General features: G+C 33.0%; 22 protein-coding genes and 1 tRNA gene. 9 read left to right on the top strand and 14 right to left on the bottom strand.

The genetic code is table 11. The features are described 5' to 3' along the window. Nucleotides 1-18: 18 nt before the first annotated feature. Together E5167_RS07300 and E5167_RS15560 are read right to left on the bottom strand one after the other, a co-directional pair. Nucleotides 19-1515, bottom strand: a complete 1497-nt coding sequence (locus E5167_RS07300) for a M28 family peptidase (RefSeq protein ID WP_136842602.1) — start codon at nucleotides 1513-1515, stop codon at nucleotides 19-21. Between the two features lie 104 nt (nucleotides 1516-1619). Continuing rightward, the gene (locus E5167_RS15560) at nucleotides 1620-1742 is read right to left on the bottom strand and encodes a hypothetical protein (RefSeq protein ID WP_262709579.1); all 123 of its coding nucleotides are present in this window, start codon (nucleotides 1740-1742) and stop codon (nucleotides 1620-1622) included. Nucleotides 1743-1918: 176 nt separating this feature from the next. Here E5167_RS15560 and E5167_RS07295 point away from each other — a divergent pair, with 176 nt between their 5' ends. Both E5167_RS07295 and E5167_RS07290 read left to right on the top strand, forming a co-directional pair. Next, on the top strand, nucleotides 1919-2296 hold the full coding sequence (locus E5167_RS07295; RefSeq protein ID WP_136842600.1) for a Na(+)-translocating NADH-quinone reductase subunit F: 378 nt from the start codon (nucleotides 1919-1921) through the stop codon (nucleotides 2294-2296). A 1-nt stretch (nucleotide 2297) separates the two neighbouring features. Then, the gene (locus tag E5167_RS07290; protein WP_136842598.1) at nucleotides 2298-3287 is read left to right on the top strand and encodes an FAD:protein FMN transferase; all 990 of its coding nucleotides are present in this window, start codon (nucleotides 2298-2300) and stop codon (nucleotides 3285-3287) included. A gap of 94 nt (nucleotides 3288-3381) precedes the next feature. Here the strand turns inward: E5167_RS07290 and E5167_RS07285 are convergent, their stop codons facing one another. Both E5167_RS07285 and map read right to left on the bottom strand, forming a co-directional pair. Continuing rightward, nucleotides 3382-4146 carry a class I SAM-dependent methyltransferase gene (locus E5167_RS07285; protein WP_136842596.1) on the bottom strand — a complete coding sequence of 255 codons (765 nt, stop codon included), beginning with the start codon at nucleotides 4144-4146 and terminating at the stop codon, nucleotides 3382-3384. A gap of 4 nt (nucleotides 4147-4150) precedes the next feature. Continuing rightward, nucleotides 4151-4969, bottom strand: coding sequence for a type I methionyl aminopeptidase (gene map, locus E5167_RS07280; protein WP_136842594.1), 819 nt, complete (start codon nucleotides 4967-4969; stop codon nucleotides 4151-4153). A gap of 120 nt (nucleotides 4970-5089) precedes the next feature. Between map and E5167_RS07275 the strand changes: the two genes are divergently transcribed. After that, the gene (locus E5167_RS07275; protein WP_136842593.1) at nucleotides 5090-6364 is read left to right on the top strand and encodes an acetyl-CoA hydrolase/transferase family protein; all 1275 of its coding nucleotides are present in this window, start codon (nucleotides 5090-5092) and stop codon (nucleotides 6362-6364) included. Nucleotide 6365: 1 nt separating this feature from the next. Here E5167_RS07275 and E5167_RS07270 read toward each other — a convergent pair whose 3' ends face one another. From E5167_RS07270 to E5167_RS07260, 3 genes are all read right to left on the bottom strand, one after another. Then, on the bottom strand, nucleotides 6366-6776 hold the full coding sequence (locus tag E5167_RS07270) for a BT0820 family HAD-type phosphatase (RefSeq protein WP_136842591.1): 411 nt from the start codon (nucleotides 6774-6776) through the stop codon (nucleotides 6366-6368). Nucleotides 6777-6794: 18 nt separating this feature from the next. After that, nucleotides 6795-8312: a 2,3-bisphosphoglycerate-independent phosphoglycerate mutase gene (gene gpmI, locus E5167_RS07265; RefSeq protein WP_136842590.1), complete on the bottom strand. Its 1518-nt coding sequence runs from the start codon at nucleotides 8310-8312 to the stop codon at nucleotides 6795-6797. A gap of 82 nt (nucleotides 8313-8394) precedes the next feature. Further along, nucleotides 8395-9165, bottom strand: coding sequence for a M48 family metalloprotease (locus E5167_RS07260; protein WP_136842588.1), 771 nt, complete (start codon nucleotides 9163-9165; stop codon nucleotides 8395-8397). 161 nt (nucleotides 9166-9326) lie between these two features. On the opposite strand from E5167_RS07260, the gene E5167_RS07255 reads away from it, so the two are divergent. Then, a tRNA-Gly gene (locus E5167_RS07255) sits at nucleotides 9327-9399 on the top strand. Nucleotides 9400-9545: 146 nt separating this feature from the next. On the opposite strand, the gene pepE is transcribed toward E5167_RS07255, so the two are convergent. Continuing rightward, nucleotides 9546-10256, bottom strand: a complete 711-nt coding sequence (gene pepE / locus E5167_RS07250) for a dipeptidase PepE (protein ID WP_136842586.1) — start codon at nucleotides 10254-10256, stop codon at nucleotides 9546-9548. Nucleotides 10257-10356: 100 nt separating this feature from the next. Here pepE and E5167_RS07245 point away from each other — a divergent pair, with 100 nt between their 5' ends. The 5 genes from E5167_RS07245 to E5167_RS07225 all read left to right on the top strand — a co-directional run bounded on the left by E5167_RS07245 (nucleotide 10357) and on the right by E5167_RS07225 (nucleotide 15342). Then, entirely contained in the window at nucleotides 10357-11154 is a 798-nt protein-coding gene (locus E5167_RS07245; RefSeq protein WP_136842585.1) for a carboxypeptidase-like regulatory domain-containing protein, read from the top strand. Then, nucleotides 11141-11935 (top strand): hypothetical protein, encoded by a 795-nt coding sequence (locus tag E5167_RS07240; protein ID WP_169301395.1) that lies wholly within the window; start codon nucleotides 11141-11143, stop codon nucleotides 11933-11935. Before E5167_RS07245 ends, E5167_RS07240 begins: the two co-directional genes overlap by 14 nt. Nucleotides 11936-12024: 89 nt before the next feature. After that, nucleotides 12025-12528 (top strand): DUF6702 family protein, encoded by a 504-nt coding sequence (locus tag E5167_RS07235; RefSeq protein ID WP_136842581.1) that lies wholly within the window; start codon nucleotides 12025-12027, stop codon nucleotides 12526-12528. 153 nt (nucleotides 12529-12681) lie between these two features. Continuing rightward, nucleotides 12682-14979: a M1 family metallopeptidase gene (locus E5167_RS07230; protein WP_136842579.1), complete on the top strand. Its 2298-nt coding sequence runs from the start codon at nucleotides 12682-12684 to the stop codon at nucleotides 14977-14979. Between the two features lie 75 nt (nucleotides 14980-15054). Next, nucleotides 15055-15342 (top strand): Sec-independent protein translocase subunit TatA/TatB, encoded by a 288-nt coding sequence (locus E5167_RS07225; protein WP_136842577.1) that lies wholly within the window; start codon nucleotides 15055-15057, stop codon nucleotides 15340-15342. Nucleotides 15343-15349: 7 nt separating this feature from the next. Here E5167_RS07225 and E5167_RS07220 read toward each other — a convergent pair whose 3' ends face one another. From E5167_RS07220 to E5167_RS07195, 6 genes are all read right to left on the bottom strand, one after another. Next, a complete protein-coding gene (locus E5167_RS07220; protein ID WP_136842575.1) occupies nucleotides 15350-15994 on the bottom strand; it encodes an O-methyltransferase in 645 nt (214 codons plus the stop codon). Continuing rightward, the gene (locus tag E5167_RS07215) at nucleotides 15994-17079 is read right to left on the bottom strand and encodes an amidohydrolase family protein (protein WP_136842777.1); all 1086 of its coding nucleotides are present in this window, start codon (nucleotides 17077-17079) and stop codon (nucleotides 15994-15996) included. Before E5167_RS07215 ends, E5167_RS07220 begins: the two co-directional genes overlap by 1 nt. Before the next feature lie 93 nt (nucleotides 17080-17172). Then, the gene (locus E5167_RS07210; RefSeq protein ID WP_136842573.1) at nucleotides 17173-17709 is read right to left on the bottom strand and encodes a 3-hydroxyanthranilate 3,4-dioxygenase; all 537 of its coding nucleotides are present in this window, start codon (nucleotides 17707-17709) and stop codon (nucleotides 17173-17175) included. Nucleotides 17710-17734: 25 nt separating this feature from the next. Then, nucleotides 17735-18517 carry an SDR family oxidoreductase gene (locus E5167_RS07205; RefSeq protein WP_136842571.1) on the bottom strand — a complete coding sequence of 261 codons (783 nt, stop codon included), beginning with the start codon at nucleotides 18515-18517 and terminating at the stop codon, nucleotides 17735-17737. Nucleotide 18518: 1 nt separating this feature from the next. After that, complete coding sequence (locus E5167_RS07200) at nucleotides 18519-19958, bottom strand: aldehyde dehydrogenase (protein WP_136842569.1); 1440 nt, start codon at nucleotides 19956-19958, stop codon at nucleotides 18519-18521. Nucleotides 19959-20007: 49 nt separating this feature from the next. Then, on the bottom strand, nucleotides 20008-20763 hold the full coding sequence (locus tag E5167_RS07195; protein WP_136842567.1) for a DUF6090 family protein: 756 nt from the start codon (nucleotides 20761-20763) through the stop codon (nucleotides 20008-20010). Nucleotides 20764-20819: the final 56 nt, after the last annotated feature.

Genomic DNA, 20819 nt, shown 5'->3' with positions numbered 1-20819 from the left:
GTATTGTTCTAAATGAATTTAGTTTTTTATGGTTTCTCTTTTATAGAGTTTTTTAGATGCTTCTTCATATTTATCACCAGCATTCCAAACAGGAGTTGCTAAATCGTTAGCAATGTTTCTGCCAGATAGCACATATGATCTAAAGAATTTTAATAAATAATCGTAATCTAAAGTATGTGCTTCGTCTCCTGGTCTGTGATAGTACTTGGTAACTTCACCATCAAAAGATCTAAATCCTAATGAGAATGTTGGTGCTGGAATGCCCTTTTTTGCAAAGTTTACATTATCACTTCTATCAAATAAACCTTGTTCTTTAGCAGGATCTTCAATAGCAGTCAATCCAAATGTTTTTACAGCATCAAAAATATGTTTTTCGGCAGTAGTTCTAGTAAGTCCAATTATGGTTGCTAAAGAGGTGTCGTTATAACCTCCATTATCACTATTAAAGCAATATACCATTTGCTCTAAAGGGAGTACTGGGTTTTCAACATAGTAACGACTTCCTAAAAGTCCTTTTTCTTCACCTGTAAATAGTATAAATAATGCTGAGCGCTTTGTTGGATACTTAGCTAAATTCTCTGCCATTGCTAATACTGTAGTCGTACCAACGGCATTATCTCTAGCACCATTATAAATAACATCACCTGTTTCGTCTGGACTGCCAATACCAACATGATCGTAATGTGCCGAATAGATAATGTATTCGTTTTTAAGAACAGGATCTGTACCTTCAACAATACCAATAATGTTTTGTGATGTTATTATTTCTTCTTGTTTTTTACTTACAGAAATATTTGTACTTATAGTTTTAGATGCTTTAAAGGTATTAAGCATGCTATTATCTTTATCTAATACCCAAGCATGAATCATATCATTATTTTGTCTATTAGAGTCTTCTTGACCAGTTACAACAGAGAGCCTGGAACCATTAAAATTATGACTAATATTCTCCCACATTTGATTCTCCATATCCATTAACTCTATAATTGCAAGTGCTCCATTGTCCTTAGCTAATTTTTGTTTTTGATTTCGTAAGCGGTAAGCAGCTCTAAAATCACTGCCACTAGCACTACCAGCTTGAATTACAATAACTTTTCCTTTTACATTTTTTTCTGCATAGTCTTCAGCCATGCCATAGTTTAAAAAGACGGCATCACCTTCTGTTTTAAGTTTAGAAGACGAGATAAGTATGTGGTTTTCTAATTTTGTGTTATTTAATGTCATTGATACATTTGCTGGAGGTGACACCTGTTTTAATGTTACATCCTGATAATAGTTTCCAGTTTTAGGGTTTGGTTTTACTCCATAGCTTCTAAGGGTGTTTGCTAGATATGAAGCTGCAATTTTAAGCTCAGGTGTGCCAGTTTCTCGTCCTTTAAGTAAATCGTCTGCTAGAAAGTAAATATGTCCTTCAATATCACTTTTGCTAACTGTTTCGGTTACTTTTTCAATTTCGGTTTGCCCTGTAAGAGTAAAAACGCAAGTAAGCGTTAATAATAATGCTAGTTTTTTCATTTGTTATTTTAGTTGTTTGTTATAATTTATTTTTGTTTATCCCTTTTTACCGTCACCATCAATGTTTTGTGTGAGATGAGTTTTCAAGGCTACTAAGGTTTTTCTTAGTAGTGTTCTTGTATTGCTAATTCTTGTTCTATTTGTTCAACACGATCTTCCAAGCTATTGGCTTTGTCTTCTTGTTTTTGTAGCTTGTCTTGTTGTATTAAATCCCAAAATATGCCCATGATTTAAATATTTTTACCTTAATAATATAAGCAGTGATTTGATAAGGCTTGAAAAGCACTTATTTATATACTTACAAAAATTGTAAGCAGTGTTTTGTTAACGAGTAGTTTGGTTGGTTAAAGCATTTAAAGTTAAACAATTTTATCTTAGAAAATAATAATAGTAATTTTGCAATATGAGCAAACCACTTAATGAGCAAGAATTACATAATTTGGCAATGAATCTTGTAGGGAAAGACTTAGAAAAACGTGGCTTTGAGTTTATTGCAGTAAACAGTAAACTTAAAAAACATCCACAATTTGTGTGTATTGATAAAACAAACCAATATTTTTTTGTCATTGTACGTGCTGTAAAACTCCCTGAAAACCCTAATAACTATGATGTTGTTTGGATGGAAACATTTAAAGAGCATGCTAGAGATAAAGATGCAAAAGTGTTATACGCTGGAGTAGGTTTAGGAAATCCTGACGGAGAAGAGCTACCAATTTATTTAAACGAAGAGTATTTGTGTGAATATAATGGCATACAGTTTATTGAAACTAATCTTAATTAAGATGAAGAATATATTTAAATATTTATTAATAATATTGGTAATAACGTCATGTAAAGATGAGGTGCAAAATAAACGCCTTACAGGAAGTGTTTTCGGGACGACCTATACCATACAATTTGAAGCACCAGAATCTGAAATTAATTTTCAGGAGCAGTTTGATAAGTTGTTTTACATTGTCAACAAATCAATGTCCACGTATCAAGCTAATTCTATTATTTCTAAAATAAATAGAAATGAAGAAGTGTCTATCGATTCGCATTTTAGAAAGGTTTTCGATACTTCAAAAGATATCTATTCTGCAACAAATGGTGCTTTCGACCCAACTATAGGAGTCATGGTGAATGCTTGGGATTTTGGATCAGATGAGGGTATTGAAGATTTAGATACAACTACCATTGACAGTTTGATGCTTACCGTTGGATTTAATAAAGTTAAGAGAGAAAATGACAAAATTATTAAAGAACACGAAGGCACGATAATAGATTTTAGTGCGATAGCTAAAGGGTATGGAGTGGATGTAATTGCTGATTTTTTAGATACTCAAAGCGTTGAAAGCTATTTAGTGGAAATAGGAGGCGAAATAAGAACAAAAGGGTTTAACGCAGGAAGTGGAAACCCATGGAAAATAGGTGTTGAAAGCCCAAGCTTTGATGGTTCTCAAACGGTTATGAAAGCTATTTCATTAACCGATGAAGCCATGGCAACATCTGGAACTTATAGAAAGTTTAAGATAGACGAAAACGGTAATAAATATGCACATATTATCAATCCTAAAACGGGTTATTCCAGTAAAAATAATGTGTTGAGTGTTTCGGTTATTGCTAAGGAGTGTATGATAGCTGATGCTTATGCTACAGCTTTAATGACCATGACAGTTGATGATATTAAAGACTTTGTCAAGAAATATCCAGAACTTAAGGTGTTTGTGATATTTGAAAACAGTAATAAAGAATTAGAAACTTTGTCTTTAAATGGATTTCCAAATGAATAGTTAAATACCATTACAAGGAACTTATCGATGGGTAACCCCTCCCCAAAAAAAGATAGATTGCCACAGCAAATTTTTTTTTGCTTCGAAATGACGTTTACTTATAAACAACCGGAATAATTTCGCCCTTTGCTAAGCAATATCTGGTAATATCTTCTTCGAAAAGTGTAGCAGTATAATCAACCTCACTTACTTTAAAACCAATAGAACGTAATTTGTCAAAATAGTCGCGACCATAAATGCGAACATGGTCGTATTGCCCAAAAATTTTAGCACGTTGGTCTTTGTCTGTAATTGTATCGTCTTCAAAAGTAGTTTCTCTGTTTAAATCCTGCGGAATTTGAAATATTCCCATACCTCCAGGTTTAAGCACACGATAGAGTTCTTGCATAGCTTTGGTGTCATCAGGAATATGTTCTAATACGTGATTGCATAAAATAATATCGTAGCTGTTGTCTTCAAATGGAAGGTTACAAATATCTGCTTTAACATCTGCAATAGGTGATTCTAAATCGGTGGTAGTGTAGTCCAAGTTCTTTAAAGCTCGAAATCTTTTTAAAAAGCATTGTTCAGGTGCAAAATGCAATACTTTTTTTTTGGCAGTAAAGAAATCGGTTTCATTCTTTAGATATAACCATAACAGTCTATGACGCTCTAACGAAAGTGTTGAGGGAGACAATGCATTATTGCGTTGTTTCCCATAACCATAAGGTAAAAAGGTTTTAAAACTTTTACCATCAATAGGATCTGTAAATGTATCACCTTTCAAGAAAAAAGCTAAAAATGGTCGGACAGTATAGCTCAACCTTATTAAAAAAGGTCTAGGAAAAAAGTTGAGAAAAAATTTAAAGAGTTTTTTCAATGTTTTACAATACTAAGGCTTCTTGTCTGAACTCATTTTCTGCGTTACTTTCTATTCCTAGTGCTTCATGTACATAGGCAAACGTTGAAAGTATTTCGGGTTTCCCATCAACAAGCGCAACATCATGTTCAAAATGTACGCTAGGTTTCCCATCTAATGTTACAATAGTCCAACCATCCTTTAGTTGTTTTACACGATGTGTTCCCATATTAATCATTGGTTCAATAGCTACCACCATACCTTCAATAAATTTCTTGCCTCTGCCTCGCTTACCATAATTTGGCATTTCTGGATCTTCATGCATTTTACGTCCTAAACCATGACCTACAAGCTCTCTAACCACACCATATCCATGATCTTCACAATGTTTTTGAATGGCAAAACCAACATCTCCAACGCGGTTATTTATTTTAAATTCTCTAATGCCAACATATAACGATTCTTTAGTAATCTCAATTAGTTTTTTGGTTTCAGGTGCAACCTCGCCAATTTCAAAAGTGTAAGCATGATCACCATAAAATCCGTTCATTAATGCACCACAATCTACCGACACTATATCACCTTCTTCTAGTGGGATATTAGTTGGTAAACCATGCACCACAGCTTCATTGACACTACATAGTAATGTTGAAGGACAATCGTAAAGACCTAAAAAACCTGGAACAGCTCCTTGATCTCTTATAAATTCCTCAGCTATTTTGTCCAATTGTTGTGTAGTAACACCAGGTTTAATCTCTTTAGCAAGCATTCCTAATGTTTTAGAAACAACCAAAGCGCTTTTACGCATTAATTCTATTTCTTCTTTTGTTTTTACTATAATCATAACTTAAAAAATAATGGCAAAGATACTTAAAAATAGGAAGTAAATATTTTTTCCTTTTTTATGACATTTGATAGCTTTTTACCGTTAGATTATTAATAATTTTGTTCAATAAAATTAGTTATGAAATATAAAGCAGTAACAGCCGAAGAAGCAGTAAAAATAGTTAATTCTAAAGATAAAGTATATATACAAGCAGCAGCAGCTGTACCTCAAGTTTTAATACGTGCTTTAACAGCAAGACATGAAGAATTACGAGATGTAGAAATTTGCCAACTACATACTGAAGGTGAGGCGCCTTATGCCAATCCAGAGCTTAGAGAGAGCTTTCACGTAAACTCTTTTTTTATTGGAAAAAATGTTCGCCACACACTTGAAGCTGGAAATGGTTCTTATACACCTGTATTTTTAAGTGAGTTGCCATTACTTTTTAAACGTAATATTGTGGATTTACAAGTGGCTTTTATTCATGTATCTGTTCCTGATAGTCATGGTTATTGTTCGTTAGGTGTATCGGTAGAAGCAACATTAGCAGCCATTGATAATGCAGATTATGTAATAGCACAAGTAAATAAACAAATGCCAAGAACCTTTGGCGATGGTATTATTCATATTTCAGAAATAAATGCGTTTGTAGAATGTGATGAGCCATTGCCAATGCATCCAGTTATAGAACCTACTGAAATTGAAAACAAAATTGGAAATCATGTTGCTAGTTTGATTGATGATAGAAGTACATTGCAAATGGGAATAGGAAATATTCCAAATGCTGTATTGTCAAGATTGACTAATCATAAAGATTTAGGCCTGCATACCGAAATGTTCTCTGATGGTGTTATAGATTTAATTTTAAAAGATGTTATTAATGGTAACCATAAAGGTATAAATCCAGGGCGTGCTTTGGCTACATTTTTAATGGGTTCTAAGCGACTATACGATTATGTAGATGATAACCCATACATTGAAATGAGAACATCAGATTATGTAAATGATATTTCAATTATCAAACAAAACCCTAAAATGGTAGCAATAAATTCTGCAATAGAAGTTGATGTTACAGGACAGGTTTGTGCTGATTCTATTGGAGCAAAAATGTATTCAGGTGTTGGTGGCCAAATGGATTTTATACGTGGAGCTACTTTAAGTGAAGGAGGAAAGGCTATTATTGCATTGCCTTCTGTAACTAAAAAAGGAGTAAGCCGCATTGTCCCATCTTTAAATCCTGGAGCTGGTGTAGTTACTACTAGGTCTCATGTACATTATATAGTCACAGAATATGGTATAGCTAATTTATATGGTAAAACTATTAAACAACGTGTAAAAGCACTAACAGAAATTGCTCATCCAGATCATAGAGAAACTATAGATAAAGAGTATTTTGAATTGATAAGAAATTAGCTTATTTGAAAAAACCAAAAAATCCTTTTTTCTTTTTAGAGTCGGAAAATTGTGGAGATTTATTTGAAATTTTCTGATAAATTTCTCCCCAACCTAAAATACCTCCTAGGTTGCGGTCGTCTATAAAAAGATCTGCATGGATTTTTCGACTTTTAGTATAGTCGAATTGCTCTTCAGGAAAACTTTTATTCACTGCGTAAAATTCAATACCATTGTCTTTGCAGAAATTTACAGCATCCTCTAATTTTAAGCCACTTCTATAAGTCCATAAAATTAATCGATGACCATCTTCCTGCAATTTTTTTAGAGTCTCGAATGCAAAAATTCTTGGTTTACCAATCCCTGGGTAATCATCTTCAACGATGGTTCCATCAAAATCAATAGCAATTGTTAAACGATTATAAAGCTTCATTAATACTGAAAATTTTCACTAAAGTAATGAATTTTGTGTCATTGCTTTAGGTCTCTCAATTCCAATGAGTTCTAAAATGGTTGGAGCTATATCACCTAAAATCCCATCTTTAATGTTTTTTAATTCTTTATCTATTAAAATTATTGGTACAGGGTTAGTCGTGTGGGCAGTATGAGGAGTGCCATCCGGATTAACCATAGTCTCACAATTACCATGATCTGCAATGAGAATGGTGGTGTAGTTGTTTTGTAATGCTGTAGTAACCACTTTTTCTACACATGTATCAACTGCTTCACATGCTTTTATAGCAGCTTCCATAACACCTGTATGACCTACCATATCGCCATTTGCAAAGTTTAAACATACAAAATCTATCTTGCCTTTTTTTAACTCTGGCACTAAAGCATCTGTTAATTCAAAGGCACTCATTTCTGGTTTTAAATCGTACGTCGCGACTTTTGGCGAATTACACAAAATACGTTGTTCCCCTTTAAAAGGAGCTTCTCTACCACCTGAAAAGAAAAAAGTAACATGAGGATATTTTTCTGTTTCAGCTATACGTATTTGTGTTTTGTCGTGCTTTTCTAAAATCTCTCCTAATGTGTCTTGAAGGTTATCTTTGTTAAAAACGACATTAATCCCTTTAAAAGTTTCGTCATAATTTGTGAGTGTTACATAATGCAAATTTAACTTGTGCATGTTTTGCTCATGAAAATTTTCTTGAGCTAGAGCTTGTGTGAGCTGTCGTCCACGATCGGTCCTGAAATTAAAAAATATAACAACATCATCTTCTGAAATTGTAGCAATAGCATTGTTGTTATCATTAATTTTTACAATTGGTTTTAAAAACTCATCAGTAATATCATTTTCGTAACTATCTAAAATTGATTTCGTAATGTTTTTAGTTTGATTCCCTTTACCATTTACAATTGCATCATAAGCCAATTTTACTCGTTCCCAACGTTTGTCTCTATCCATGGCATAATAGCGTCCTATAACTGAGGCAAGTTTTGTAGGAGTGTTTTCAATGTGCTTTTCGAGTTCAGTAATAAAACCATAACCAGATTTAGGATCGACATCACGACCGTCTGTAAATGCATGAACAAACATGTTTTCTAAACCAAACTCATTGGCAGCATCTATAAGACCAAATAAATGATTGATGTGAGAGTGAACACCGCCATCGCTAACTAATCCTAAGAAATGAACTTTTTTATTATTAGTTTTAGCATAAGTAAAAGCATTAACGAGAGCAGTTTCATTTTTCAGTGTCTTGTTTTTTACTGCTAGATTAATTTTTACCAAATCTTGATATACAATGCGTCCAGCGCCTAGATTCATGTGTCCAACTTCACTGTTTCCCATTTGTCCTTCTGGTAAACCAACATGTAACCCATCAGTACGCAAACTTGCGTTTGGATACTTACTATAAAGACTATCAATAAACGGAGTATTTGCGTGTTCTATGGCTGATACTTTTGGATCTGGAGATTTCCCCCAACCATCTAAAATCATTAAGATTACTTTCTTGTTCATTCTGTGAAAATTACATATCAAAGATAAAAACAAAATCCTGCTTATTAGCAGGATTTATTAATAAAATACGATATCACTTTTATTATTGGTTTCGATATTTTTCTATAGATTCTTTAATTTTTTCAACGCGGTTTTCAGGATCTGGATGTGTACTCATACGTTCTGGAGTACGGTTTGGTCCTGCTGCATCTTTTAGTATTTCCATAACACCAATCATCTCTTCAGGATTATAATTAGAGTCCATCATAAACTTAACACCTAAATCATCACTTTGTAATTCGTCTTCTCTACCATAACTCATATTTAACATTTGGCCTATTGCAGCTGCTCCTTGTGCTGTATTTGGATCTATTCCAACAGCTACACCATTTAAAATCCCTTCCATTAAACCTTGATTAGCCATTCTTTCTGCGGAATGTCTTCCAACCACATGACCAATTTCATGACCTAATACACCAGCCAATTGATCTTCGTTTTTAAGTTTAGAGAAAAGCGCATAAGTAATAAAAATTTGTCCTCCTGGAAGCGCAAATGCATTTATGGTATTTTTGTCTGCTAGCAAGTGAAACTCATACCTATAACCAGTTTGTTTAGCAATACTGTTGTTAACTAAGCGATTGCCAACTTGATCTACAAATGCTTGGTAATTTTCATTTGGATATAAACCTCCATGCTGTTGTGCCATTTGTGGAGCAGCTTGTAACCCTAACACAATTTCTTGTTCTTCATTTAGAGCTATATGTTGTTTTTCACCTGTGTAAGGATTAGTTTCTGCACTTGAACAATATTTAATAACTGCAAATAATACAATTCCAGCACCAATTAATAATCTTACTTTGCGATTCCCTCTCATGATTAGTGTGTTTAAGTGTTTTTAAATGTACAAAAGTTTATAATAGTGTTCAAAATTTTGACACTGCGGTAAGACTAAAATCATTGGATAAAAAAAATGTTCTAAAAATGTAATTTTTTCTTTTCTCTATATAACACTTTCTATATATTTGCGTCAATATTGCGGGAGTAGCTCAGTTGGTAGAGCGTCAGCCTTCCAAGCTGAATGTCGCCGGTTCGAACCCGGTCTCCCGCTCAAAAAGCTTCATCATTGGTATGGAGCTTTTTTTTGCTATGTATTTAAGTGTATGTCAATTGTTAGGGTGAGAAGTTTATGCTGAGCGTAGTCGAAGTGAACCCGGTCTCCCGCTCAAAAAACTTCATCATTGGTATGGAGCTTTTTTATTGTTTTAAAAAATTGAGACTAGTATTAACTTCAACTTCATAAGGAGTTTTATTATGTAAAAAAATTCTAGCGGATAATTTACCCTTAAGTTTAATGTCATTATCTGTCACTTTAAGAAAACTGCCTTCTCTTAAGCCTATAACTGGTTGCGTATTAAATTTATGAAATTCTTGTATTCTTGTTTCTCTTGTTTCTCCCATATGAGTACTTGAGGGATCTGGGTCTAAATAATGAGGATTTATATTAAAAGGTACTAGTCCTAGTGCCTTAAAACTTGGAGGATAAACTATAGGCATATCGTTTGTAGTGTGTATTGTTAATCCACAAATATTGCTGCCTGCACTCGTTCCTAAGTATGGTGTGCCATTTTCTACATTGTTTTTTAAAGTGGGTATTAAATCGTTTTTATAAAGCTGACTTAATAGAACAAACGTATTACCACCTCCTGTAAAAATACCCTTAGCACTCTTAATAGCATCTTTTGGATTTGAAAATTCATGCAATCCTTTAACTACCTTGTTTATTTTTTTAAAAGCAATGTTCGTTTTTTCAGTATATTCCTCATGAGAAATACCACTAGGTCTAGCATAGGGAATAAAAAGAATTTCGGTAGCTAGCTTAAAATGTGCTTCTAAATCGGGTAACAAATATTCTAAATAACCACTTCCATGAACGGTAGATGTACTTGCAATAATAATTTCTTTCATATGGTAAATTAAAGTCGTAAATTTATGTAAATGCTTTATTTAACAAAAGTTTAAAAGCTATTTACATTTAATTATGATAAGTATTGATTTAATTTAACCTATGAAAGCTAACCACATTATTTTATTTTTTTTGTGTCTAATAAGTACAAGTATTTATTCTCAAGACAATCGTATAGATATTAATGGAACTATTTATGTAGATAGGAATGATAAAGAAGGTGTTACCGTTTTTAATAGCTCCTCAGGAAAGGGTACAATTACTGATAAAGAAGGAAAGTTTACCATTGCAGTGACTGTAAATGATAGAATTGAATTTTCAGCATTACAATTTGAAGATTTTGTAGTGGTAATAACACAACAAATGATTGATGTTAAGGAAATAAGCGTTTTTTTAATTGAGCAAGTAAACAAACTGAATGAGGTTTTAATATTACCACATAACTTAACTGGAAACCTATCTTTTGATGCTAATAACATTGAATTAATGAATCCTAACCTAGATGCCCTTTATTTTGGATTAGGGAATCTAGATAAATTTGAGTTCACAGATGATCACCTTTCCGATATAAAAAACATTGCGGTCAATAAAAACAGTGTAGTAAATGGTATTGATGTTGTAAACGTTTTTGGTAAATTACTAATACCTATTTTTAAATCTAAAAACAATAAAGACGAAGCTTCAAGCTATGAAAAGAAACGTATTCTAGACGTGTATTCAAAAGTCTATTTAGCCCAAATGCTCAATATAAAAGAAAAGAACCTTATGGAATTTATCTATTATGTTGAAGAAAATAATTTTGACTATTCTTTACTAAACTCTAATAAAGAGTTTGAATTTATATCTTTTATGAAACAGCAGAAAAAAAAGTTTTTAAAAGTTAAGAATGATAAAAACTAAAAGGTGTTTCGCAGTAGTTTTCTTTTTTGTAATGGCATCTCTTTATTCGCAAACTGTGCAAATAAATGGAGTAGTTACAGGCAACACAGATGTTGAGAACATCCATGTAATTAATAAAACAGCCAATAAGTTTACCACCACAAATAAATTAGGAGCCTTTACAATAGAAGTAAAGTTGTCTGATACATTGGTGTTTTCTTCTGTTCAGTATAGTTTAAAAGCAGTAATGATTTCTCCAAAGATTATTCTTGAAAAGAAGATGACAGTATTTTTAAAAGACAAGGTTAACGAGTTAGACCAAGTAACTGTTGGAAAAATCCTTACAGGGAGTTTAGACTCTGATATTAAAAACTCAGATGCCGAACGACCAATAGATTTTTATGATGTTGGAATTCCTGGTTATACAGGTAAAACTAAAACACAAAGCGAACGCAGATTACATGAAGCAGATGCAGGAAAATACGTAGCTATTGGTTTAGGAGTAGGATTAAATTTAAATAAAATATTAAATGGTATTACAGGAAGAACAAAAAAACTAAAAGAACGTGTTAGAAAAGAACATAATGAGGGTCTTTTGACAAGCATTAAATCAAACCTATCTGAAAACTTTTTTATTACCTATCCATTAGATGAGTCTTTACGAACCGATTTTTTCTATTTCTGCTCAGAAGACGAAAACTTCGAAAAACGTTGTAGAGGAAAAAGTGATATTGAAATTTTTGAATTTTTGGCAGAAAAAATGGTCACTTACAAGGCTAATTTAAGGTCAAAAGATGACTAATATGGTTTTGGAATGCTTTTTGAAACTAATGTTACAAAAAAGCTTACGTAAAATATATACATTTGTTAACTTCACATAAAATTAAAAATATGAAAATAAGAAAGTTATTAGTTTTTCTAATTGCTATTCCGTTATTATCATTTTCAGTAGCACACAAATACTATGTTAGTGTTACAGATATTGAATTTGTTAAAGAACAACAATCAGTACAAATAATATCTAGGGTTTTTATTGATGACTTTGAAAAAATGCTACGAGAGAGATACGATAATAATATAACCATGAATTTTGGTAAAGATGAAGCTCAAATAAATGCTTACACAGAAAAGTATTTAAAAACTAAGTTAAAAGTAACTATTAATAATGAGCTTAAAAATTTTGAGTTTTTGGGAAAAGAATACGAAGATGATATAGTATATTTTTATTTAGAAATAAAAGGTGTTTCTAAAATAGATTCTTTCGAAATTACCAATCAAATACTTTTTGATGTTTTCGATGAACAACAAAATTTAGTCAAGACTAAAATAAATTCTAGAAATAAGAGTTTTATGCTAATTCCGCAAAATGATAAAGGAGTGTTAAACTTTAACTAAAAGGTTAAAAATTCCTTAAAAATTGTTAATTTCAACCAATAAAATTTGTAACCAACAACAGTTAATTTTTTCCCTAAGTAGAGTTATTTTCTACAATTACAATTATTTAAGGGTAATTATTTCTGATCTTTTTAAACAATTAAATATTTACTAATGAAAAAACTTAAGTATTTCCTACTATCGGCGTTCTTTATTTCAGTAGGAGTTTTTGCTCAAGAGCAAGAAAAGGCTGAACGTAAACCAGGACATGTTAATATTAACAAGTTTCGTCAGTTGTATGATGAATTTGCAACACCTAACATGTTTAGAACTGGATCTGGTGCACCAGGACCAGCTTATTACCAACAGCAAGCTGATTATAAAATGGATCTCGAATTAGATGATGAAAAGGCAAGACTATCAGGATTCGAAACCATTACTTACACAAATAATTCACCTGACGAGTTAAAGTTTTTATGGGTACAATTAGACCAAAACATGAGAGCAAAAGACTCTAAAACACCTTTAATAGAGAGTGGTGGCACTCAAAAATTGCAACCAGCAGCTAACTTCTCAAAAAACTACATGGAAGAAGCTCCAGAGAGAGGATTTAATATTCAACAAGTAAGCGACGTTAATGGAAAACCATTACCTCACATGATTAATGGTACTATGATGCGTATTGAATTACCAAAGGCAATGAATACTGGCGACAAGTTTTCGTTTCAAATTAAGTGGTGGTATAACATTAACAATCACGTAACTGAAGGAGGTCGCTCAGGGTTTGAATATTTCCCTGAAACAGACAACAAAATATACGTAATGGCACAATTCTATCCTAGAATGGCAGTATATAATGATGTAGAAGGATGGCAAAACGCTCAATTTTTTGGACGTGACGAATTTGCTTTACCATTCGGTAATTTTGAAGTAAACATTACAGTTCCTGCTGATCATGTTTTAGATGGTACAGGACGCTTAATGAATAGAAGTGAAGTGTTTACAAAAGAAATGATGAAGCGTTATGAAAAGGCTAAGAAATCTTATGATGAGCCAGTAGAAATAATAACTCAAAAAGAAGCCGAAGCAGCAGCTAAAAAGAAAAGTAAAGCTAAAAAAACATGGAAACTATATGCTGAAAATGTTCGTGATTTTGGATGGGCAACATCAAGAAAGTTTATTTGGGATATGATGGCAGTTAAAATTGGAAATAAAGATGTAATGGCAGTATCAATGTATCCACCTGAAGCTAATCCTTTATGGGGAGATTGGTCAACTAAGACAGTTGCTAGTACATTAATTTCTTATTCAAGAATGACTTTCGATTATCCTTATCATAAAGCTATTTCTGCTAATGCACCTATGGGAATGGAATATCCAATGATTTGCTACAACTATGGACGACCTAATCCAGATGGTACGATTCCTAAAAGAACAAGATATGGTATGCAAGGTGTGATTATCCACGAAGTTGGACATAACTTTTTCCCTATGATTGTAAATAGTGATGAGCGTCAATGGACATGGATGGATGAAGGTTTAAATACTTTTGTACAATATGTAGCTGAATTAGACTTTGGTGAAAAATACCCTGAAGCTTTAGCTGAGGGAGACACTGTATTTCCAGCTAGACGTGGACCTGCAAAAAACATTGTACCTTATATGAGTACAGATCAAGACTATTTAGCACCAATTATGAGTAAAGGTTTAAATACTTATCAATTCGGGAATAACGCTTATGCAAAACCTGCAACAGGATTAAATATTTTACGTGAAACTATTATGGGACGGGAGTTATTTGATTATGCTTTTAAAGAATATGCGAATCGTTGGAAATTTAAGCATCCAACTCCTGAAGATTTCTTTAGAACTATGGAAGACGCCTCAGCTATGGATCTTGATTGGTTCTGGAGAGGTTGGTTCTATACTACAGATTGGACTGATATAGGTGTTAAAGAAGTTAAGAAAATGTATGTAACAGATGCACCTAAAGATATTGTTGAAAACATTGCTAGTAGAAACGGTATGAAGGTTGAAGATTTACCTCCGTTAGTATATATGGTAGAAGAAGGTAGCGAAGAGTTTAATGAAGCCTTAAGGAATAAATCTACACTAGAAAATGCGCCAACTTTAAAAGAATATTTAATGGATAATTTTACTGCAGAAGAGCGTAAAAATATTAAATCACCTAAGTATATTTACAATGTTACGTTTAACAAACCAGGAGGTTTGGTAATGCCAATTATTGTTGAATATGAATATGCAGATGGAACTAAAAAACGCGAAACATATCCAGCCGAAATTTGGAGACATAATGATAGCGAGGTAAGCAAATCTATAGCTTCTGAGAAAGAAATTGTGTCTATTAAAGTAGATCCAGATTTAGAAACTGCAGATATTGACACATCAAACAACTCTTGGCCTAAAGAGGTGAAACAAAGTAAGTTTGATCAATTTAAGAACAAAAACTAGAAATAGTTTATAATAAAATATTAAAACCGACTTTTTTAAGTCGGTTTTTTTATACTTACTCATTATATTTGTACCATGTTACAGCAAGCAACATTTTTATTTATTAGTGGTGCCGAAATTACCTTTATACTTTTTATAGTGGTGATGGTATTTGGTGCTGATAAAATTCCTGAAATAGCAAGAGGTTTAGGAAAAGGTATGCGCACACTTAAAGATGCTACTAACGATATTAAACACGAAATTGCTAAAAGTGCTGAAAATCATGGTATCGATACCGATGTTGTAAAAGATGTCAATGAGGAAATTAACAAAGTAAAGGATGGTTTAGATGACTTTACAGGTTCGGTAAAGCGAAAGTTATAGTGTTTTGTTATACTTTTCTGGCAATAGTTAATCCATCTCTTATAGGTAGCATTACAGTTTCAATTCTCGAATCTTCTTTTAATAATTTGTTATATTTAATAAGAGCAGGTGTTGAAGTATCTTCTTTTTTAAATTTAGTTTCTAAAATTTTACCACTCCATAATACATTGTCAGATAAAATGATTCCTCCCTGATTTACCTTTTCAATAACAGTATGAAAATAGTTAGCGTAGTTTTCTTTATCGGCATCAATAAATACCAAATCGAAATTTTTATCCAATTTTGGAATAATATCTAACGCATCACCTAAGTGTTGAATAATCTGTTTTCCATAATCAGATTTATTGAAGTATTTACGTTGAAAATCATACAGTTCTTCATTAATATCAATAGTGTGTAGCTCACCAGTTTCTTTCATGCCCTCGGCTAAACAAATAGCAGAATAACCTGTATAAGTACCTATTTCTAGAATATTTTTTGGATTAACCAATTTAGAAATCATGCTTAAAACACGACCTTGATAATGGCCACTAAGCATTCGCGGTTGTAGTATTTTTTGATAGGTTTCTCTATTGAGTTGTTGTAACAATTCTGGTTCATCTTCAGAATGTTTTACAACGTATTCATCTATATCTTCTGGTAAAAAATTCATTAGGCTAAAATTCTATTAACTAACTTTTGTTTGGCAGTTTCATCATCTCCACACAACCATTGTATAACATTATCTTCCCAAATGGCATCACGTTCATCTTCTGTGATAATATCCTGGTCTATGGCTAAATCTAAAATTTTTCCAGGATAAGAACTTTGCTTTTCGCTTTCCATTTCACCAAGTGGATAAGGGTCGTCTAGCCCCATTAGCACTTGTTTAGAACCTTGGTTCTTAATCAATAAATGTAATCCTCCAGTATCGTGAACTAATGTGTCAAAAAATATATTTTTATGACCTACGGCTTTTCTTGGATGACTTTTGCCTTCGAACAAATCTGGACGACCATCAAAACCTTGAATACGTCTTCCTAAATTTATTTGTGCTAATTGACCTCCATGAGCAAAACAGGTTCTCATGTTTGGATATTTATCTTGATAACCGTTTAAGGTCAAAAAATGATAAGCATCTGCACATTGCGCCAACATCCAAATAAGATGAAAACGCCAAGAGGTATTTTCCAATTTTATGAATTTTTCACCATCATAAGGATGAATTTCAACTGCTAAATTGTATTTATTTGCAAGTTCAAAAATCGGTTCGTTTTCTTCATCAAAAATGCAACGCCAAGTACCAATGGTATCCATGTAATGCGTTGGTAGGCATAGTAATTGCATTTCTAACTCTTCAACACAGCGTTCAATTTCCCAACATGCACCACGAACAAATCCAGGATGTACTACAAATCCACAGGTGAATTTACTAGGATTTTCTCTCTGGATTTTCGCATTAAAATCGTTTTGAAAACGAAGTGCTTGTTTCATTTCCTCTACACGTAACCCATTGCCATAAAGTTGAGAAAGATTCAACACAACAGCGTGGTCTATATTAAAGCGTTCCATCCACGCTAACTTTTCATTTAAGAAAAAACTAGAATCTGTTATTGGACGGTTCCAATCTTTTTGGAGCATAAATTTTCGGTCTTTATCTACCCAAAAAATACCCTTGTCTTTCATAAATTGAGGAATCTCCTCAGGATAGGGAAGAAGATGAGAGTGACCGTTTATTCTTAGTTTTCGTTTTTCCATATTTGTCATTGCGAAGCTTTTTGCCATGGCAATCTTTTTATTATTAAGAAATTACTTCGTCATACTTCCTCGTAATGACGAAAAAAAAACAATTTATTCTTCTACCTGAACCTTTTTTGGTGGCTGCATTACTTCGCCACAATTTGGGCATGTACGCTTATCTTTATCACCATAGTATTTATCAAAAATTACTGGCATATCTGTTTCTATATTGTCTAATGTAAAATCCTCTTCGTATAGTTTCGTCGTGCAGTTTTCACAAAACCATAGTAAAGCGTCTTGTACACCTTTGTCTCTTGGATATTCAATTACCAAGCCTACAGTGTTTGCTCCACGCTGAGGTGAATGTGGTACTTTTGGAGGTAATAAAAATATTTCACCTTCTTTAATGTGAATGTCTTTTGGAGTGCCTTTATCAATTACTTTCAGTACAATATCACCTTCAATCTGATAGAAAAACTCTGGAGTTTCGTTATAATGATAATCTTTTCTGCTGTTTGGACCACCAACAACCATGACAATAAAATCACCATCTTTCCAGACTACTTTATTACCAACTGGTGGTTTAAGAAGATGTCGGTTTTCATCAATCCATGCTTTAAAATTTATTGGAGGATATAATTTACTCATGATGCTAATTTTTTATGTTATAAAGTTACAAAGATTTTGTTCGTCCGCCATCAACGGGAAGGTTAATTCCGTTAATATAACTTGCGCATTCACTTGCTAAAAATGTTATAGCTGCAGCTAGTTCTTCTGGTTTGGCAAAACGTTTTGCAGGAATTGCATTTTTCATGTCGTTTGCAGCTTCTTCTTCCGGTTTTCCTGTTTTAGCCGATTTGTTTTTTATAATTTCTGTTAAACGTTCTGTTCCTGTGGCTCCAGGTAGTACATTATTGACTGTAATACCAAATTGACCTAATTCATTGGCTAAAGTTTTACTCCAATTGGCTACAGCTCCGCGAATGGTGTTACTCACGCCTAACCCATCTAAGGGTTGCTTTACAGACGTGGAAATCACATTGATAATTCTGCCAAAACCTTCAGTTTTCATTAAAGGAACTACAGTTTGCACCAAGACATGATTGCATTTTAAATGCTGTGTAAAAGCACTTTCAAATTCAGAAACGTCAGCAGAGAACACAGGACCTCCTTTTGGACCTCCAGTATTATTGACAAGAATATGGAAACCATGATTATTAGAGATGTAATCTGAAACTTTTTGTTTTAATTCTAAAGGATTAGAGAAGTCTGCTACAATGTAATCGTGTTGACGTTGTTGAGGTAATTCTTCTAAAACAGCTTTTAGTTTGTGTTCGTTTCGTGCAATAAGTGTGACTTGTACACCTTCTGCTGCTAAAGCCATTGCTGTGGCTTTACCAATTCCTGCAGTGCTTCCACAAACGAGGGCTTTTTTATTGTTTAAGTTTAAATTCATATTAATATTTTATGCATACATTTTTTGCTTCTGTAAAAAAGCGAAGTGATTCAAAACCACCTTCACGACCAACACCTGAATCTTTTAAACCTCCAAATGGTGTGCGTAAATCTCGCATGAGCCATGTGTTTATCCAAACAATTCCTGCTTGCAATTGGTTACTCATTCGCATAGTACGTTTTAAGTTGTTTGTCCAAAGTGTAGCAGATAACCCATATTTTACTTTGTTAGCCATTTGTAATACTTTGTCTTCATTACTAAAAGGCATAATGGTCACTACAGGACCAAAAATTTCTTCCTGATTTACACGACATTCGTCAGTCTCAATTTCAATAATTGTTGGTTCCATATAGTAACCATTTTCATAACCTTCAACGGTTACTTTGTTTCCACCACATATTACTTTTCCACCTTCATCTTTAGCAATGTCAACATAACTCAACACTTTTTCTAAATGAGCTTTAGAAACCAATGCTCCAATTTTTGTTTTTTCATCTGATGGATGTCCAACTTTCATATTTTTAACACGCTCAACAAAATCTTTTTTGAACTGTTCATAAATGGATTTTTCCACAAAAATTCGGCTGCCACACAAACATATCTGTCCTTGATTAGCAAACGATGAGCGAACGGTTGTTGTTAGCATATCATCATAATCGCAATCAGCAAAAATGATGTTTGGATTTTTACCACCAAGCTCTAGAGACAGTTTTTTAAACATTGGAGCAGCAACTTTTGCAATATGTGCTCCTGTTGCTGTGCCTCCAGTAAACGAAATCGCTTTAATGTCTGGATGCTCTACAATGGCTTGTCCAGTTGTAGGACCTAAGCCATGAACAATATTTAGTACACCTTTTGGGAGACCAGCTTCTTTAAGTATATCACCTAACAAATAGGCTGTCATTGGTGTGACTTCGCTTGGTTTGGCGACTACACAGTTTCCTGCTGCGATAGCAGGTGCAATTTTCCAAGTAAATAAATAGAGTGGAAGATTCCATGGTGAGATACAACCAACAACACCAATAGGTTGTCTTAACGTATAATTAATAGCTTGTTGACCAACACTTTCATGGCTTTCGCTGGCAAATTGTGTAATGGCATTGGCAAAGAATCTAAAATTACTAGATGCTCTTGGAATGTCTATAGCTTTTGCTAACCAAATGGGTTTACCATTATCTTTACTTTCGGCTTCTGCTAATCTATCAAGATTAGCTTCGATACCTTCAGAAATTTTGAGCATGATTCTGCTACGTTCTTCTAATGTAGTTTGCGACCACGATGGAAAAGCAGATTTTGCAGCGATATAAGCATTTTCTACATCTTCTTTTGAAGAGTTAGGTGTTTGACTATAAATTTCTCCGTTTGAAGGGTTATAGTTATTTAACCAATTACCTTGAATTGGATTATGAAAATTACCATTTATATAGTTTTGGATGTTCATATTGTAAATTTAAGATATCTGGAGTTTTTATATGACGTTTCTCAAGAATTTAATCATTGTCAAATTCTTTTTTAATTAGGGTTACAATTTTTTGTCCTTTAGTTTTTAAACTATCATAAACAAAAAAGTATTCTTCTGACGCCACACGTTGCATAATGCCTAGCATTTTGGAATTATTATAAAGTTGCTTTAAAGCTTTTTGCAGATCTTTTTTAGAAAACTCGTTGGGTGATTTTAAACTGGCAAAAACCTTATATACTATGACTACATCTTCATATTCTCCATCATAGAGTCCTGCTTCCATATTCTCAATAAAATTATTTAAACTTGTTTCGCTTTCATGTATTTCTTCATAATAAGAGTAATAATCGTAAATAGCATCCTCTAGGGCTGTGCCTTGTAGATTAGCGATATAACCAGAGTTTTTTAAAGCGTCAAAACCAGATTGGTTGACATTTAAATATTGTTCTCCAAGTATTGGTGCTATTTTAGGAACTAATTGTATTGGCATAGAATCCATATAAGTGTATTTGACATAGTCCTTAGCAGCAAGGTTTTGGCGTTCTCTTAAGGCTTTTATAATGTTAATTTCGATGGTGTCTGATTGAATATTTTTACTAATACCATTTAAATAACCTTGTAGCTGGTTGTGAGTTTTTCTTTTTTCATTCCAATTATTAATGCTAAGAGCAATTAGAATACCTATGACCACAAGTATTATTTCACCAATGGCATATTTAAAATATTTGGATGTTTTGTTTTCCAGAATGAGGTTTTGTCTTACACGACGGAAAATTTTTATCACATTTTTAAATTAAAAAGTGATTAAGCAAAGGTTGGTTTGAGGTAGTTTATGCTAAA

It is taken from the genome of Pontimicrobium aquaticum (genome assembly GCF_005047595.1).
GTDB lineage: Bacteria > Bacteroidota > Bacteroidia > Flavobacteriales > Flavobacteriaceae > Pontimicrobium > Pontimicrobium aquaticum.
Note: the sequence above shows the minus strand (reverse complement) of the source record. Positions and strands in the feature narration are given on the sequence as shown.